The organism is Rhodococcus sp. RDE2 (assembly GCF_020885655.1).
In the GTDB taxonomy this organism is placed as follows: domain Bacteria; phylum Actinomycetota; class Actinomycetes; order Mycobacteriales; family Mycobacteriaceae; genus Rhodococcus; species Rhodococcus pyridinivorans.
The window spans coordinates 820,855-834,063 of the sequence record NZ_AP025186.1; the positions used below are offsets into that span (position 1 = coordinate 820,855).

The window sequence follows — 13,209 nt, forward strand, 5'->3', positions numbered from 1 at the left end:
CGATCGCTCCCCGAACCTGACCGAACAACGGAACCGAATCCTCATGCTTCGCGACGACAAACCCCGAGCATCCTTCGCCGAATCCCGCGACGAATTCACCGCCATCAACTCTGATCCCACCGACCGCCCTGCCCGCAGGCCGGGCATGCGGGCAGGGACACCGAAAGGCGGTCGGTGATGGCGTGGCGGTCGGGAGGCCGGAGCCGCACCGGCACCGCAGCACACAAGCGGTGGCGCACCGCAGTCCTGACCCGGGACGGGTACCGATGCCGCAGGTGTGGCCGCCACGACCCCACCGGCCGGACCCTGCGGGCCGACCACAAGGTCAACACGGCCCGAGGTGGGGACGACAGTCTCGACAACGGCCAGACATTGTGTGACGACTGCCACGATGTGAAAACCCAGGTCGAGGCTGCAGACGGCAGGGCACGCCGCCGCCGACCCCTCTACGACGAGCCTCACCCCGGCCTCCTCCGCTGACCCGCCCTGACCTGCGGCGTCCGGCGCGGGGGTGGCGGGGGACCCCCCTCGCCTCGCGCAGTTCCCACGGAGGGCAAAGGCGCTGAGATGTTGTACGGGTCTGGGGATTTCGGGCCGAACCGATGGAAGGTGAACGATGCCTCGAACCCCCGAACAGATCGCCGCGGACGACGCGCTCACCGCCGCGATCGACCGCGTCTGGGCGGCCTACTCCGACATCGAGGACGGGGTCCTCGTCGACTACATCGTCGTCGCGAACCGGCGCCATTGGGACGCCGACGGCGACACCGCCACATCGACGTTCCTTCACAACCGAGACGACAGTGTCCCGATCGCGAATCAACTCGGCCTGGCCGAGTTCATGGCCTGTCGCGTGCGGAAGTGGATCGCTGAGGACTGATCACCTGGACGGAGGTACCACCATGGCCGGCCGTGGCCCCGCCCCGAAGGACCCGTCGAAACGGGTGCGCCGCAACGCCGAACCCGCACCGCTACGCATCATCCCCGCTACCCGTGAACCGCAACCGCCGTTGCCGGCGGTGTGGTTCACCGACGAGGTGACAGGGAAGAAGAAGCGTTTCCAGTGGCCGGCGCGCACGAAGCACTGGTGGCAGATGTGGCGTGATTCGCCGCTCTCCGAGGACTTCACGTCGACGGACTGGTCCGAATTGATGGATACCGCGCTGCTGCACGCACGGTTCTGGAACGGCGAAATCAAGCTCGCCGCCGAACTCCGGTTACGTGTGGCGAAGTTCGGTGCGACCCCGGAAGACCGGGCTCGATTGAAAATCCAGTTCGCCGCCGCCGATGAGGCGGAAGAGCGACGCACGAAACCGACCGGCGGTGCGCGCGAGAGACGCGGCCCGTTCCGCGCGGTCTGAACACCTACCCAATGAAAATGCCCCGCCGGAGCGTGAACTCCGCGGGGCCCGAACACCGAGAGGAAACCTCGATGTCAGCATCAGACTCTACCGGACAGCTCGTCCCGTTCACGTACGGCACGACAAACGTCCGCACTATTGACCTCAACGGGGAACCGTGGTTCGTCGCCGCCGATGTCGCATCCGTGCTTGAGTACAGCGCGACCTCCGCTATGAATCGCCGACTCGACCCCGAGGACAAGGGGGTGCGAGATCTGCACACCCCTGGCGGAATCCAGCAGATGACCATCATCTCTGAGCCTGGCTTCTACGCCGCAATCCTGGGCAGTCAGTCAGCCAAGGCTCGTGATATCAAGCGTTGGCTCACTCACGACGTATTGCCGACGATTCGGCGCACCGGCACATACAGCGTCGCCCCGGCACTTACCGGCGCCGAGCTCCTCGCGCACGCGGTCCTCGAGGCGCAGCAGATGCTCACCGAGAAAGACGAGAAGATCGCCGAACTCGAACCGAAAGCGAACTTCTACGACGAGCTCATGAACTCGGACGGCACGTTCGACTTCGCTGCGACTGCGCGGATCCTTGGCTGGGGCCGCAATGTCATGATGCGCGAGCTCCGCAAACTCGGCGTACTCCAGTCGAACAACCTCCCGTACCGACGTTACGACCATCACTTCAAGGTCACGCCCGGCACATACATCAACCGGAATACCCGTGAGGTCGTACCCACCGCGACGACAACGGTCCGTCCTCCCGGAATCGAGTTTCTACGGAAGAAGCTCGCGCAGATCACCGAACCTGTGCAGCTTGAGCTGGAGGGTTCGGCGTCATGATCGAGTCCCGATTCCCCGTACTCGATTTCGATCGGTTCGATGACCCGGATCTGGGCGGAAGCAGGGTCGTCTTCGACGAGACGCTGATCGAACCGGCAGTCGACGAGACCGGTGGTCAATGGATCGCGATGCCGGTGCGCTCTGCGTTCGATGCCATGGGTCCGAGGTTCGAGATCGGACCGTACTCGCTCACCGACGACGACATCGCGCGGCTGCACAACGCACTTCTCGCCCATATCAAGGCGTTCCCTGACGACTTCAAACGCGCGAACGGAGACCCCGTATGACCATCTCGGACCTTGCTCCTGTCGGCTACTACGCCAAGCCTCAAACGACGATCAGATCGGACGGTATCTCTGTCGCAATCGGTCACGGCGAACGCGCCGACCTCACTGACGTCGTCACGGTGGCTGTCACATCCGGACCAATGGTGATCGAAATACATCTGTCGTCGGACGACGCGCTGAAGATCGCCGAGGCGCTTTGTGCAGCCAACGCTGCAGCCACATACACGAAGGTCTCCGACTCCGTCTGACGAAGGGGGTGCATCGCCATCCCCTGGAAGCCATCGGTCGAGGGCGAGGTGCCGACCCTCGGATACGCAGTGATCGACTGGATCACCACCTACCTCGCAGCTCCAGCGAAGGACGAGTACGAGCCGTTCGTTCCGTATCTCGAGCAAGAGGACTTCATCCTCGCGTTCTACGAGATCGACCCGGAGACGGGCCGGTTTCGCCGGAACCGGGGTTTGCTCGGCCGGCCGCGTGGTTGGGGGAAGTCTCCGCTGCTCGCGGCCCTCGCGATTGTCGAAGCTCTGGCCCCGGTGCTACCGGATGGGTGGGACGCGTACGGACAACCGGTCGGCAAGCCCTGGACCAAGGTGCGGACCCCGCTCGTGCAGATCGCTGCGGTGTCGGAAGAACAGACCAACAACACGTGGCAACCGATGCTCGAGATGCTCCGCGAAGGTCCCGTGATCGACGAGTACCGCGGGCTCGAACCTCTGGACACAGTGGTGAACCTGCCGCGCGGTCACATCAAATCGGTCACGTCGAGCTCTCGTACAGTCAAGGGCGCACCCTCGACGTTCGCGGTCCTGGACCAAACGGAGGAGTGGGTGCCGTCGAATGGTGGTCCGCTGCTCGCGCAGACGATCCGCACGAACACCTCGAAGAATGGTGGTCGCACGGTCGAGTCTCCGAATGCGTTCATCCCTGGCGAAGGCTCGGTTGCGGAGCAGTCGGCGGCGTACTGGGCGGACATCAGGCAAGGGCGTGTCCGCGAGGAAGGTCTGCTCTACGACCATCGTGAGGCGCCTCCGGACACGAGCCTGACCGACCGGGACTCGCCCGACGAGGACAGTGACGAGGAGTACACGGGGCTGATCGACGGGCTACGGTACGCGTACGGCGACTCATCCGGGCATCCGGACGGTTGCGTCATCCACGACCCTCCGTGTGCTCCTGGGCACGTGGACCTCGACGCGCTGGTCTCGCGGATCTGGGATCCGGCCACGGACATTCAGATCGCGCGGTCGGACTTTCTCAACCAGATCACCCACGCGTCGGACTCGTGGGTGCGGCAACCCGACTGGGCTGCCCGCCTGGACGTCGACAAGGTAATCGGCTCGTCCGATCCGATCGTGCTCGGATTCGACGGCTCCCGCGGACGCAACCGCGGTAAAGCCGACGCGACCGCGCTCGTCGGGTGCCGTGTCTCCGATGGGCACATGTTCGAGATCCGGGTGTGGGAACAGCCCGCAGGCCCCGCCGGGCGGGACTGGGCACCGTCGGTCCTCGACGTCGACTCCACAGTCCGTGCGTGCATGGACCAGTGGAACGTCGTCGGGTTCTACGCCGATCCGTCCGGATGGACGTCTCAGGTCGCGGCGTGGGAAGCGAAGTACGGACGCAAGCTGAAGGTCAAGGCGTCCGCACAGTCACCGATCGCAGCGTGGCCACGAGGAAAGGACTCGCGCGTGATCGAGTACGTCGAACGGATGCGGCTGGCCATCGTCAACGGCGAAATGACCCACGACGGTGGACCATCTCTCACCCGGCATGTGCTCAACGCTCGTCGCCGAAACGTCCGTAACGGCTATCTCATCTTCAAGGCATATCCGGACAGTCCCGAGAAGATCGACGCCGCCTACGCGGCGGTCATGGCCTGGAAGGCGCGCATCGACGCGATCGCCAAGGGCATCGGCAAACCCGTGAAGAAGCGAAAGGCGGTGACGCTGTGATAGATCCGATTCTGGATGAGACGCTTCCCGACGAACTGTCCGATGCAGAAGCCCGAACGATCGGCGAGCTGCGTGAGAAGGTCCGGTACTACGCCGCCAAGAACGAGAAGAAACTCGCCCTCTACGAAGGCGAGTTCGTCGCCGACCAGATCGGCATCGCGGTACCACCGATGCTCAAGGACTGGCCGGTCCGTATCGGATGGGGCGGAACGGTCGTCAACACCAACGCTGCACGGTCCCGGTTCCTGGACTTCCAGGCCCCGGCGGGGGACCTGCAGAGTCTCGACAAGGTCGTCGCCACGACCAGGCTCCGCACGAAGTCGGACCGGGTCATGGAAAACGCGCTGGTAGTCGGCACATCGTTCGTCGTCGTCGGCAAGAACAAGGCCGGCCGAATGGTCGTGGAATCGAAGTCGCCCTCGGTGATGGCGGTCCGCGAAAACTACTGGACCGGACAACTCGATGCAGCGTTGCTGCAAGTCCGAAATGACAAGGGCTGGACGCTCGCCGAGACACTGTACCTGCCGAACGAGACGATCACCCTCGAACGCAGGGACCGCAGACTCACCGTCACGCACCGTGACCGTCACCAGCGCGGCGAGGTCCCGGTCGAGCAGTTCAAGCACCGCCCCAACGACTCGCACCCGAACGGCCGGTCGCTGATCACCGCACCGATCGAGTACACGATCAGTGCCGCGGCCCGGACCATGCTTGGCCTCGAAGTGCACCGCGAGTTCTTCTCCGGGCCGATGCGCGCGGCGATCGGTGCCGATCCGGAGCAGTTCGGTGTCACCGAGGACATGAGTGACGACGAGAAGTACCGGCTGGGTTGGTCGCTGGTGATGGGGCGGATGAACATCGTCCCGCCGGCCGAAGACGGCACAGCGAACCCGACGATGCACGAGTTCAAGCCGTCGCCGCCGACGTCGTACATCGACATCATGAAATACCTGTCGCTCATGGTTGCCTCCGATTCAGGGCTCCCGGCGTCGTACTTCGGAATCATGACGGACAACCCGGCCTCATCGGACTCGATCAAGGCCCTCGAGTCGCAGATCGAGCAACGCGCGATCGAGCGAATGCGCGAAATGGACTGGCACTGGATCAACGTCGCCCGCAAGATCCTGCTCTGGCGTGACGGCACAGTCGACGAGGACAAACTCGCCGACATACACGTCGAGTGGGCATCCCCGTCCACACCGACACCGTCGGCGGCCGCGGATGCCGGAATGAAGCTGGTCGCGGCGAACATCCTGCCGGCGGACTCGAAGGTCACCTACGACCGCATCGGCCTGTCCGATATCGAGCAGAAGCAGCTCGTCGAGGACAAGCGGCGGGCGTCGCTGACGCAGATCCTGTCCGGTCTCGACCAGGCGGCCGCGACGGCGTCGACGGACCTGCAAGTCCACAACCTGGCATCGAGGCGCGTCGATGACGACGACGCCTAGCGAACGCCAGCGGATCCTGGTGCAACTGCACACCCTCGCTGTCGAGGACGTCGTCAAGCTCTGGCGCGCGGCCTCGGCGATGGATCTCGAGTCCCAAGCTTTTCGGCGACTGATCGAACAGGCCTATCCCGAGATCCCGTCCAAGTGGGGGACAGCCGCCTCCGAATTCGCTGCGCTCTGGTACGACGATGCCGCCCCGAATCTCACCTACCGAGCCACCCCAGCGCCATTGCCTCCCGTCGAGCGGTATACCGACAATGCCCGCTGGGCGCTCGGCGCCATCGGGGAGAAAGCGCTGGACCGCCTGGTATCCGATCTGCAGCTGTCGTTGTTCGACATGGCCCGCGAAACCATTGTCGGCAACGTCCGGATGGAGCCCGGCTCGACGTGGGCCCGTTACGCGTCTGCGACCGCGTGCGCGTTCTGCCGTGTCATGGCAACGCGCGGCGCGGTCTACTCCACCGAAGCCGCCGCGGTCACTGTCGGCGCCGAACGGTGGGAATGGTGGCGCAACTACCAGGGCCGCAAGCGCGGCGGAAGAATCGGTCGGCGCGGCAGAGTGCGTGGCAAACAGGCCGCCGGAGACACCTACCACCCGAGCTGTCGGTGTATTGCGGTGGAAGTCCGGCCCGGTGGCTCATACGAGCCGCCGTCGTACGTCTCCCAGTGGGAGAAGGACTACGTCGCTGCTTCGCGGGCTGTAGCTCCGGGTGCTGGTGCCGGTGACCTGAATTCGATCGTCGCTCACATGCGTGCCAATTCCAACGCCACGAAATAGACCACCCCACCGCTGGTGGGGGTTGCGCTCACGTCCAGCGCTCAATGGACGGTCATGCCGACGGGCTCACGGAAAGAAGGATTCATGAACCGCAGGATGTTTCGTACCGGCTTCACGCTGCCACTGCCCGACGACAACGGAGGCGGTAGCACTCCTCCAGACCCTGAAGGTGGCGGTGGCGGCGGTGGGGGCGACACGGCACAGCCGAAAACGTTCACTCAGGCGGACGTCGACCGTATCGTCAGCGAGCGCCTGGAACGTCAGAAGGCGACACTGACGAAGGATTACGCGGACTACGACGACCTGAAAACCAAGGCGGAGCAGTTCGATACTTTCGCCAAGGCATTCACCGGTGACACGGAAACGCCGCCGGACCCGGCGAAGCTCAGCGCGGATCTCGCTGCGGCACAGCAGCAGGCCCGGGAAACGAAGATCGAGAATGCGGTCCTGCTGTGTGGGGGCGAAGTGGGCGCGGCGCTGCTCGATTCGCGCTCGTTCATGGCGGAGATCGGGACGCTCGACCCCACTGCCGCCGATTTCGAAGCCCAGGTCAAGGCCAAGGTGACCGATCGGCTGAAGAACACCCCGCCGCCGTCGGCAGCGGGAACGGGGGTGGACCTCTACATCAACCACCCGTCCTCGAACAAGACATCGTCCCGCGAACTCGGTGCTGCAGAGGCAGATCGACGGTTCGGGACCCCCAAGACGTAACGATCCCTGGAAGGGGCAGTCATGACCAGTATTTCGGTCAAGCGGACCGAGCACCAGGTGGAAAACCGTTCCTGGCTTGCATCGCAGCACGGGACGGACCACAAGCCGTCCGTCACCCTCGACGTTTCGAAGTTCACCCCGGCTACGCACTACCCGAACGGGTACATCCCCTCGGGCATTGTGGTCGGCAAGATCACCGCGACCGGCCTGTACGGCCCCTACTCCGCGACCGCCTCGGATGGCCGCGAGGTCGCCGCGGGGCACCTGTTCAATTCGGTGAGCGTCGTCGGTGAGACGAAGGTCGGCAACGCGATCATCGTGCACGGCTTCGTCTCCGAGTCGCGGCTGCCCGCCGGGCACGGCCTCGACAACGCCGCGAAGGGCCAGCTCAGCCTGGTCGGCTACGAGACCCCCTACGTTGCGCCCGCGGCTTCCGGCGACTGATCGCGGACCGCTGCACCCCAATTTCTCGATCGACTACCCCTGACAGGGAGCAACTGAATTATGGCCATCTTCTTCGACGCGCCGGTCGCCCCGGACGCGCTGATCACCTTCGTCCGGCGGGTCCCCACCCCGGCCGACAACGTCCTGTCCCAGATCTTCCCGACCGTGTACAGCGACAAGAACACCGTCGACTTTGCGGAGATCGTGAAGAAGAACCGCACCGCGAAGTACCGCAGCTTCGACGGCGCGATCCACGTCTCCGAGCGGGACGTCGGCTCCGAGGCGCGCGTGCCGCTGGCGCCGCTGTCCTCGTCCATCGGTGTCGGTGAATACGAGCGTCTGCAGCTCGAGTTCGCGCGGACGGGAGGTACCTTCAAGGAGGCCCTTGCCACCGCGGTTTACAACGACGCCGAGAACCTCACCCGTGAGGTCCTCAACCGTGTCGAACTCGCCTGGGGCGACGTTCTCACCGACGGCAAGCTGACCATCAACGAGAACGGATTCCAGGGTGAGGCGGACTACGGGATGCCCGCCAACCATGCGGTCAGTCCCGCCGGCGCCGCATGGACCGACACGACCGGTTCGGTTCCGCTGACCGACCTGCTCGCCTGGTCGGATGTGTGGACCGCCACCAACGGCTCCCGCCCTGCAACGTTCCTCACGTCGCTGCGCTCGCTGCGGCTGATGCAGAAGAACAAGGAGATCATCGACGCGGTGTACGGCGCCACCCAGGGCCGTACTCGCGTCACGATGACCGAGCTGTCCGAACTGCTCGCCTCGGAAGGCCTTCCGACCCCGCGGCCCGCGTACGACACCCAGCTGTCCGTCGACGACGTCGACACCCGGGTCATCGCCGACGACAAGGTGATCTTCCTGCCCGCGGACCCCGCAGAGCTCGGTCACATGCGGTACGGCCTGACTGCGACCGCACTCGAGCTGCTCGACGCCGCGAAGACCGACTACAGCTTCTCCGACGCACCCGGCATCGTCGGTGTCGTCATCAAAAACGACAATCCGCCGTTCTCGAAGCACACCTATGTCGATGCGGTCGGTCAGCCGGTGCTCACCGATGCGAAGAAGCTGCTCGTCGCGGACGTGGCCTGATGGGTGGCCGGAACCTGACCCGCTACGTGTGCGTCGACGGCCCGGACGGCATGGTCCAGTTCGGGCCGGGTGACGATGTGCCCACGTGGGCGGTCAAGAAGATCACCAATCCGAACGTGTGGGATGCACGCCCTGTGAAGGCCGCGGCCGCGAAGAAGATGACGTCGAGCCGCAAGTCCACGACGAAGCCGTCGGCTCCGGACACACCGCCCCCGGCGGACGATTCGGATGGTGGGGGCGCAGACACCGACGGTGAGGACCCCGATGCCTCTGCTGGCGACGACAGTTGACGTCGAAATGCGTCTCGGTCGTGAACTGACCGACGAGGACGCAGTCCGGGTCGAAGGGCTCCTCGAGGAGGCGTCGGAGTTGGTGGCGAGCGTATGTCGCCCGCTGCCCACTCCGACGCCCGACGCCGTCCGTATCGTGACCTCACGGATCGTGGCGCGGGCGCTCGACAGCGACATCGACACGCCGGGGGTCGAATCCACGCAGATGTCCGCCGGCAGCTTTCAGTTGTCGCAGAACTACACCGGAGACAGCACAGCCGGCGGGCCGTGGCTGTCGAGATCCGACCGTCGGATGCTGCGCAGGTGGCGCCGCGGCGTGGTGAATGTGGCGACATGGTGAGGCGAACCCGGGCGTTCCTGCGCAGGTGCACGATTCCGGTTTTGCATGAGGTGTACCGCGAGTCCGCGGACGTCGACGCCCACAACAACCCCATCGAGGGATGGGCGCCGCCGGTCGAGGTTCGTGTCTTCGGGTGGGAGCCACCGAAGTCCACCGAGCCGGTCGTCGCCGGACACGACAGGGTCATCGTCGAACTGTTGCTGTATGCGCCGCAGTCGATGAACGCCAAAGCGCACGACCGTGTCCGGATCAACGGAAAGCAGTACGAGGTCATCGGTGAGGACAGCGATCCGAACAACAACCCCTTCTTCATCCCGGGGATGGTGTCGCTGCAACTACGACGAGTGGAGGGCTGACATGGCTGTCATGCCGAACGGAATTCCTGTCCGGATCATCGCAGTGTTCGGCGATGCTGAACTGCCCGACGGTGGCGTCGAAATCGGAACCGTGGACATTCCTGTCACGATGACGGTTTCCGATGAACCTGCCGCCAACGGGGAAGTGCTCTGTGACGTCACCGCGGACACCTCCGCGCTCCAACGGATTGCCGCCGCTCTCCACGACCCCTACCCCGACGACATCCGATTCGTTACTGCCGGCGCGTTCACCCCGGGCGTGTTCCAGAAGGCTCGGGCACGCGAACAGCAGAGGATGCAGAACTACACTCGGAGGTTCTGATGGCGAACGTACGCATCCAGCACCACATCAAGGGCTACAAGGATCTCCGCGCCGCCCCTGGCGTGCGCGCCGACCTCGAACGCCGAGCAGCCGCGGTCCTGCGTGCAGCCGGCGGAACCTCCGCCGGGTACGAGATGTCATCTCGACAGGGCGCGGCCCGCCCCCAGGGCCGGTGGCGAACCTCCGTTGCGGCCGTGACTCGACAGGCGAAGCGGTCGAACGCGAAGCGGAACGTTCTGATCCGCGCTCTCGAGGCCGGCCGTGGTTGAGCTGATCACCCCGGCCCCGGCTCTCGCCACTGTTGTGAAGCTACTTACGCCGCTGCTCGCTCCGGTCCCTGTCACAACAAGGATGCCGAAGACGCGGCCGCCGTCGATCGTGCGCGTCGACCGCGCTGGCGGTGTCATGGCCAACAAGGTCACCGACCGGCCCGTGCTGATCTTCGAGTGCTGGGCACCGGACGAGCCTGCCGCCGAACAACTCGCTGACCGTGTGCGCGCACTGCTCAAAGCGCACCGGTTCAGTTCCGTCGACGGTGTGCGTCTGCTCGGCTGGGAAGAAGCTGGCTGCGCCCACTTCGACGACCCGGACGTGACCACGCAATCCCGGTGGCAGATCACCGGCACTCTCGGCATCGCCGCGAGATAGAACCACCTGCTCCATTCCCTTTCCCCAGGCGCGTCCCACACTTGCCTTCGAAAGGGGCACCCCATCATGGCCGACATTTCTGTTGCCGCCCCCCGATCGACCGGAACACTGTTCCGCGCACCCATCGGCACTTCGCTGCCCACCGACGCCGTCACCGATCTGGCGTCGGTCTCGCCGTTGTACGAGGACCTCGGTGACCTCGGCGAATCCGGCATCGCCCGGTCCATCAGCCGAGACACCCAGAAGAAGAAGGCCTTCGGTGGGCACACCGTGGCGATCCTGCAGAACGACTACACCGAGACGCTGCAGACCACCCTGCTCGACGACTACAACGGTTCCGTTCTCAAGTCGATCTTCGGTGACGACAACGTCATCTTCGACTTGGACGGGTTCCCCACGGTTGTCGATTCCACCAAGCAGGTGCTGCCCCGGTGCGTGTGGATCGCCGACACCCTTGACAACGAGAACCGGCTCAAGCGCCTCGTCGTCGCCGAAGGGCAGATCACCACGGTCGGGGACCACTCGCTGGTGCACACCGACACGGTCGAATACCCGATCACCATCGAGGTGTTCGAGAAGAACGCCCGCTTCGTTCGCGAATACCGGTCCCCGGCTCTCGGTTCCGCAGCCGCCGTTCCGGTCATCGACTGGTTCGACCCGGCCACGGTCGACTCGACCGGTGGGTTGGTAGCGGTCCGCGGCTTCGGTTTCGCCGGTGTCACCGGCGTGACCGTCGACGGAGACGCTGTCGAGTACACGGTGCTGTCCGCGAACTGGATTGTCCTCGACGTCCCCGCCGGATCCGGAACCGTGCCGGTGATCGTCTCCAACGCGGCCGGCCCCTCGGCCGCCGCCACGCTCACCTACGCGTGAGCCCCGCAAGACACCACCTCGGTGGGTGTCTTCTTGTTCCCGCCCGGTGAAGGTTCACCGTTGGGACGCGCCGCCTCTCACCGGGCGGGCTCGGCGCTCCCACACCATCATCTGAAGAAAGGCGTGTCCCCATGTCTGCTACCTCCGCTTCGCCGTTCATCGTTCCCAAGTCCGGCGCCGAGAACCCCGACAACTACTTCACCTTCCAGATCGAGGAAGGCGGACCGACGTATCGGCTGCCGTTCCTGCAGTACCTGCCCGGTCCGGCTGTCGAACTGCTCGAGCATCCCGGCAATCGTGGTTCGTACGGGTTCGTGAAGGAACTGATCCGGCGGGTCGACCCGAAGGTCGCCGCTGCGATTTCCGCTGCGAAGCTCACCCGTCCACAGCTGCTCGGAACCTTCCGGACCGAGAAGACCGGTGAGAAGGACAAGGACGGAAATGACATCGAGAAGGACGTCGTCGTCGAGCACGGCATCCACTCGATGTGGGTCGAGGCATCGAAGGTGTCGGAGGGGGAATCCTCGGCCTCCGACGCCTCCTAGCCGACCCGGAGACGGCGGGGGCCATCCAGGCCGACCTGCTCGATCGGGGACTGAACCTTGTAGATCTCGGGACGTGGAAACTGTCGTACTGGGACCTGCTGTGCGTGTTCCGGTGGCTGAAATCCGATTCAGCGCTGATGCGCCTACGACACCCGGATTCGTGGCAGTGGAACCTCATCGAGTACCTCCTCGCCGGGATCTTCGACGGCATCCAAGGCGGCAACTGGCAACGCGCCGGCAACAAGAACACGCCGAAACCGAAGCCACTGCCACGCCCCGGCATCGACGGGAAGAAGGCGAACACACGTGTCGTCAAGGACACCGACGTGGTCTCGGTGCCGGCAACTGACATTCGTGCCGAACTCGCACGCCGGCGCGCCCAGTACACGCAGGCCGCCGTCCCAGTCGCGGACCCGGTCGAGCTACCCGAACCTGCTCGGCCGGCCCGTCGCGGCCGACTCCGAGCGGCGGAGGTACGCGCGATCCGAAAGATGGCTCAAGCCGGTCTCAATGCGGAACAACTCGCCGCGGGATTCGGGATCAACTCCTCAAGCGTTGACAAGATCATCACGAGGGAGACCTACCGTAACGTCGAATGATCGCCGCGAGATGATGGTGGTATGAAACGGACAATTCTCGCGGCGCTCTGTGCAGTGTTGCTTCTGTCGGGATGCAGTTCCGAACCGTCTGTGGAGGAGCGTCGCGCTGAAGCGTGCGAGCTGTTCGCGTCGGTGACTCCTGGCTCCCTCGAACTGCAGGAGGCAACCAGCACTCTCGCGGACGCGAGCGCCCCCAGCGAGGACCGTGCCGATGCCCTGCATTTCACCATGCAATTCAGGTCCGGTGCGTTCGAACGTGGTCCGTACGACTGCAATGAACCGGCGGACCAGAAATGGTTCGAAGAGCACTTCGGT

Annotated in this window: 21 protein-coding genes; all 21 read left to right on the plus strand. The window is 64.8% G+C overall.

Features of this window, described 5'->3' with window-relative positions; genetic code table 11:
* Positions 1–177: 177 nt before the first annotated feature.
* Positions 178–480 carry an HNH endonuclease gene (locus LPH33_RS26930; RefSeq protein WP_367652173.1) on the plus strand — a complete coding sequence of 101 codons (303 nt, stop codon included), beginning with the start codon at positions 178–180 and terminating at the stop codon, positions 478–480.
* Positions 481–616: 136 nt separating this feature from the next.
* Positions 617–880, plus strand: coding sequence for a hypothetical protein (locus tag LPH33_RS03860; protein ID WP_192378661.1), 264 nt, complete (start codon positions 617–619; stop codon positions 878–880).
* A 64-nt stretch (positions 881–944) separates the two neighbouring features.
* Positions 945–1,361, plus strand: coding sequence for a hypothetical protein (locus tag LPH33_RS03865; RefSeq protein ID WP_229567138.1), 417 nt, complete (start codon positions 945–947; stop codon positions 1,359–1,361).
* Positions 1,362–1,432: 71 nt separating this feature from the next.
* Positions 1,433–2,194: a BRO family protein gene (locus LPH33_RS03870; RefSeq protein WP_229567141.1), complete on the plus strand. Its 762-nt coding sequence runs from the start codon at positions 1,433–1,435 to the stop codon at positions 2,192–2,194.
* Complete coding sequence (locus LPH33_RS03875) at positions 2,191–2,481, plus strand: hypothetical protein (protein ID WP_229567143.1); 291 nt, start codon at positions 2,191–2,193, stop codon at positions 2,479–2,481. Before LPH33_RS03870 ends, LPH33_RS03875 begins: the two co-directional genes overlap by 4 nt.
* Positions 2,478–2,729 carry a hypothetical protein gene (locus LPH33_RS03880; RefSeq protein ID WP_229567145.1) on the plus strand — a complete coding sequence of 84 codons (252 nt, stop codon included), beginning with the start codon at positions 2,478–2,480 and terminating at the stop codon, positions 2,727–2,729. The genes LPH33_RS03875 and LPH33_RS03880 overlap by 4 nt, the downstream gene beginning before the upstream one ends.
* Before the next feature lie 69 nt (positions 2,730–2,798).
* On the plus strand, positions 2,799–4,436 hold the full coding sequence (locus tag LPH33_RS03885) for a hypothetical protein (RefSeq protein ID WP_229567147.1): 1,638 nt from the start codon (positions 2,799–2,801) through the stop codon (positions 4,434–4,436).
* Positions 4,433–5,884: a phage portal protein gene (locus LPH33_RS03890; protein WP_229567149.1), complete on the plus strand. Its 1,452-nt coding sequence runs from the start codon at positions 4,433–4,435 to the stop codon at positions 5,882–5,884. Before LPH33_RS03885 ends, LPH33_RS03890 begins: the two co-directional genes overlap by 4 nt.
* Positions 5,868–6,662: a hypothetical protein gene (locus tag LPH33_RS03895; protein WP_229567151.1), complete on the plus strand. Its 795-nt coding sequence runs from the start codon at positions 5,868–5,870 to the stop codon at positions 6,660–6,662. Before LPH33_RS03890 ends, LPH33_RS03895 begins: the two co-directional genes overlap by 17 nt.
* Before the next feature lie 84 nt (positions 6,663–6,746).
* Positions 6,747–7,373, plus strand: coding sequence for a hypothetical protein (locus tag LPH33_RS03900; protein ID WP_229567153.1), 627 nt, complete (start codon positions 6,747–6,749; stop codon positions 7,371–7,373).
* A 21-nt stretch (positions 7,374–7,394) separates the two neighbouring features.
* Positions 7,395–7,817, plus strand: coding sequence for a head decoration protein (locus tag LPH33_RS03905; protein ID WP_229567156.1), 423 nt, complete (start codon positions 7,395–7,397; stop codon positions 7,815–7,817).
* Between the two features lie 60 nt (positions 7,818–7,877).
* The gene (locus LPH33_RS03910; protein WP_192378670.1) at positions 7,878–8,921 is read left to right on the plus strand and encodes a major capsid protein; all 1,044 of its coding nucleotides are present in this window, start codon (positions 7,878–7,880) and stop codon (positions 8,919–8,921) included.
* Entirely contained in the window at positions 8,921–9,211 is a 291-nt protein-coding gene (locus tag LPH33_RS03915; RefSeq protein WP_229567158.1) for a hypothetical protein, read from the plus strand. Before LPH33_RS03910 ends, LPH33_RS03915 begins: the two co-directional genes overlap by 1 nt.
* Positions 9,186–9,551 carry a hypothetical protein gene (locus LPH33_RS03920; protein WP_229567161.1) on the plus strand — a complete coding sequence of 122 codons (366 nt, stop codon included), beginning with the start codon at positions 9,186–9,188 and terminating at the stop codon, positions 9,549–9,551. Before LPH33_RS03915 ends, LPH33_RS03920 begins: the two co-directional genes overlap by 26 nt.
* A gap of 41 nt (positions 9,552–9,592) precedes the next feature.
* Positions 9,593–9,907 carry a hypothetical protein gene (locus LPH33_RS03925; protein ID WP_229567163.1) on the plus strand — a complete coding sequence of 105 codons (315 nt, stop codon included), beginning with the start codon at positions 9,593–9,595 and terminating at the stop codon, positions 9,905–9,907.
* The gene (locus LPH33_RS03930) at positions 9,828–10,229 is read left to right on the plus strand and encodes a hypothetical protein (protein WP_229567166.1); all 402 of its coding nucleotides are present in this window, start codon (positions 9,828–9,830) and stop codon (positions 10,227–10,229) included. Before LPH33_RS03925 ends, LPH33_RS03930 begins: the two co-directional genes overlap by 80 nt.
* Entirely contained in the window at positions 10,229–10,498 is a 270-nt protein-coding gene (locus LPH33_RS03935) for a hypothetical protein (RefSeq protein ID WP_192378675.1), read from the plus strand. The genes LPH33_RS03930 and LPH33_RS03935 overlap by 1 nt, the downstream gene beginning before the upstream one ends.
* Positions 10,499–10,580: 82 nt before the next feature.
* Positions 10,581–10,877 (plus strand): hypothetical protein, encoded by a 297-nt coding sequence (locus LPH33_RS03940; RefSeq protein WP_192378676.1) that lies wholly within the window; start codon positions 10,581–10,583, stop codon positions 10,875–10,877.
* 66 nt (positions 10,878–10,943) lie between these two features.
* On the plus strand, positions 10,944–11,750 hold the full coding sequence (locus LPH33_RS03945) for an IPT/TIG domain-containing protein (RefSeq protein WP_229567168.1): 807 nt from the start codon (positions 10,944–10,946) through the stop codon (positions 11,748–11,750).
* 131 nt (positions 11,751–11,881) lie between these two features.
* Positions 11,882–12,295, plus strand: coding sequence for a hypothetical protein (locus tag LPH33_RS03950; RefSeq protein ID WP_229567171.1), 414 nt, complete (start codon positions 11,882–11,884; stop codon positions 12,293–12,295).
* Entirely contained in the window at positions 12,238–12,894 is a 657-nt protein-coding gene (locus LPH33_RS03955; RefSeq protein ID WP_229567173.1) for a hypothetical protein, read from the plus strand. The genes LPH33_RS03950 and LPH33_RS03955 overlap by 58 nt, the downstream gene beginning before the upstream one ends.
* Positions 12,895–13,209 lie beyond the last annotated feature (315 nt).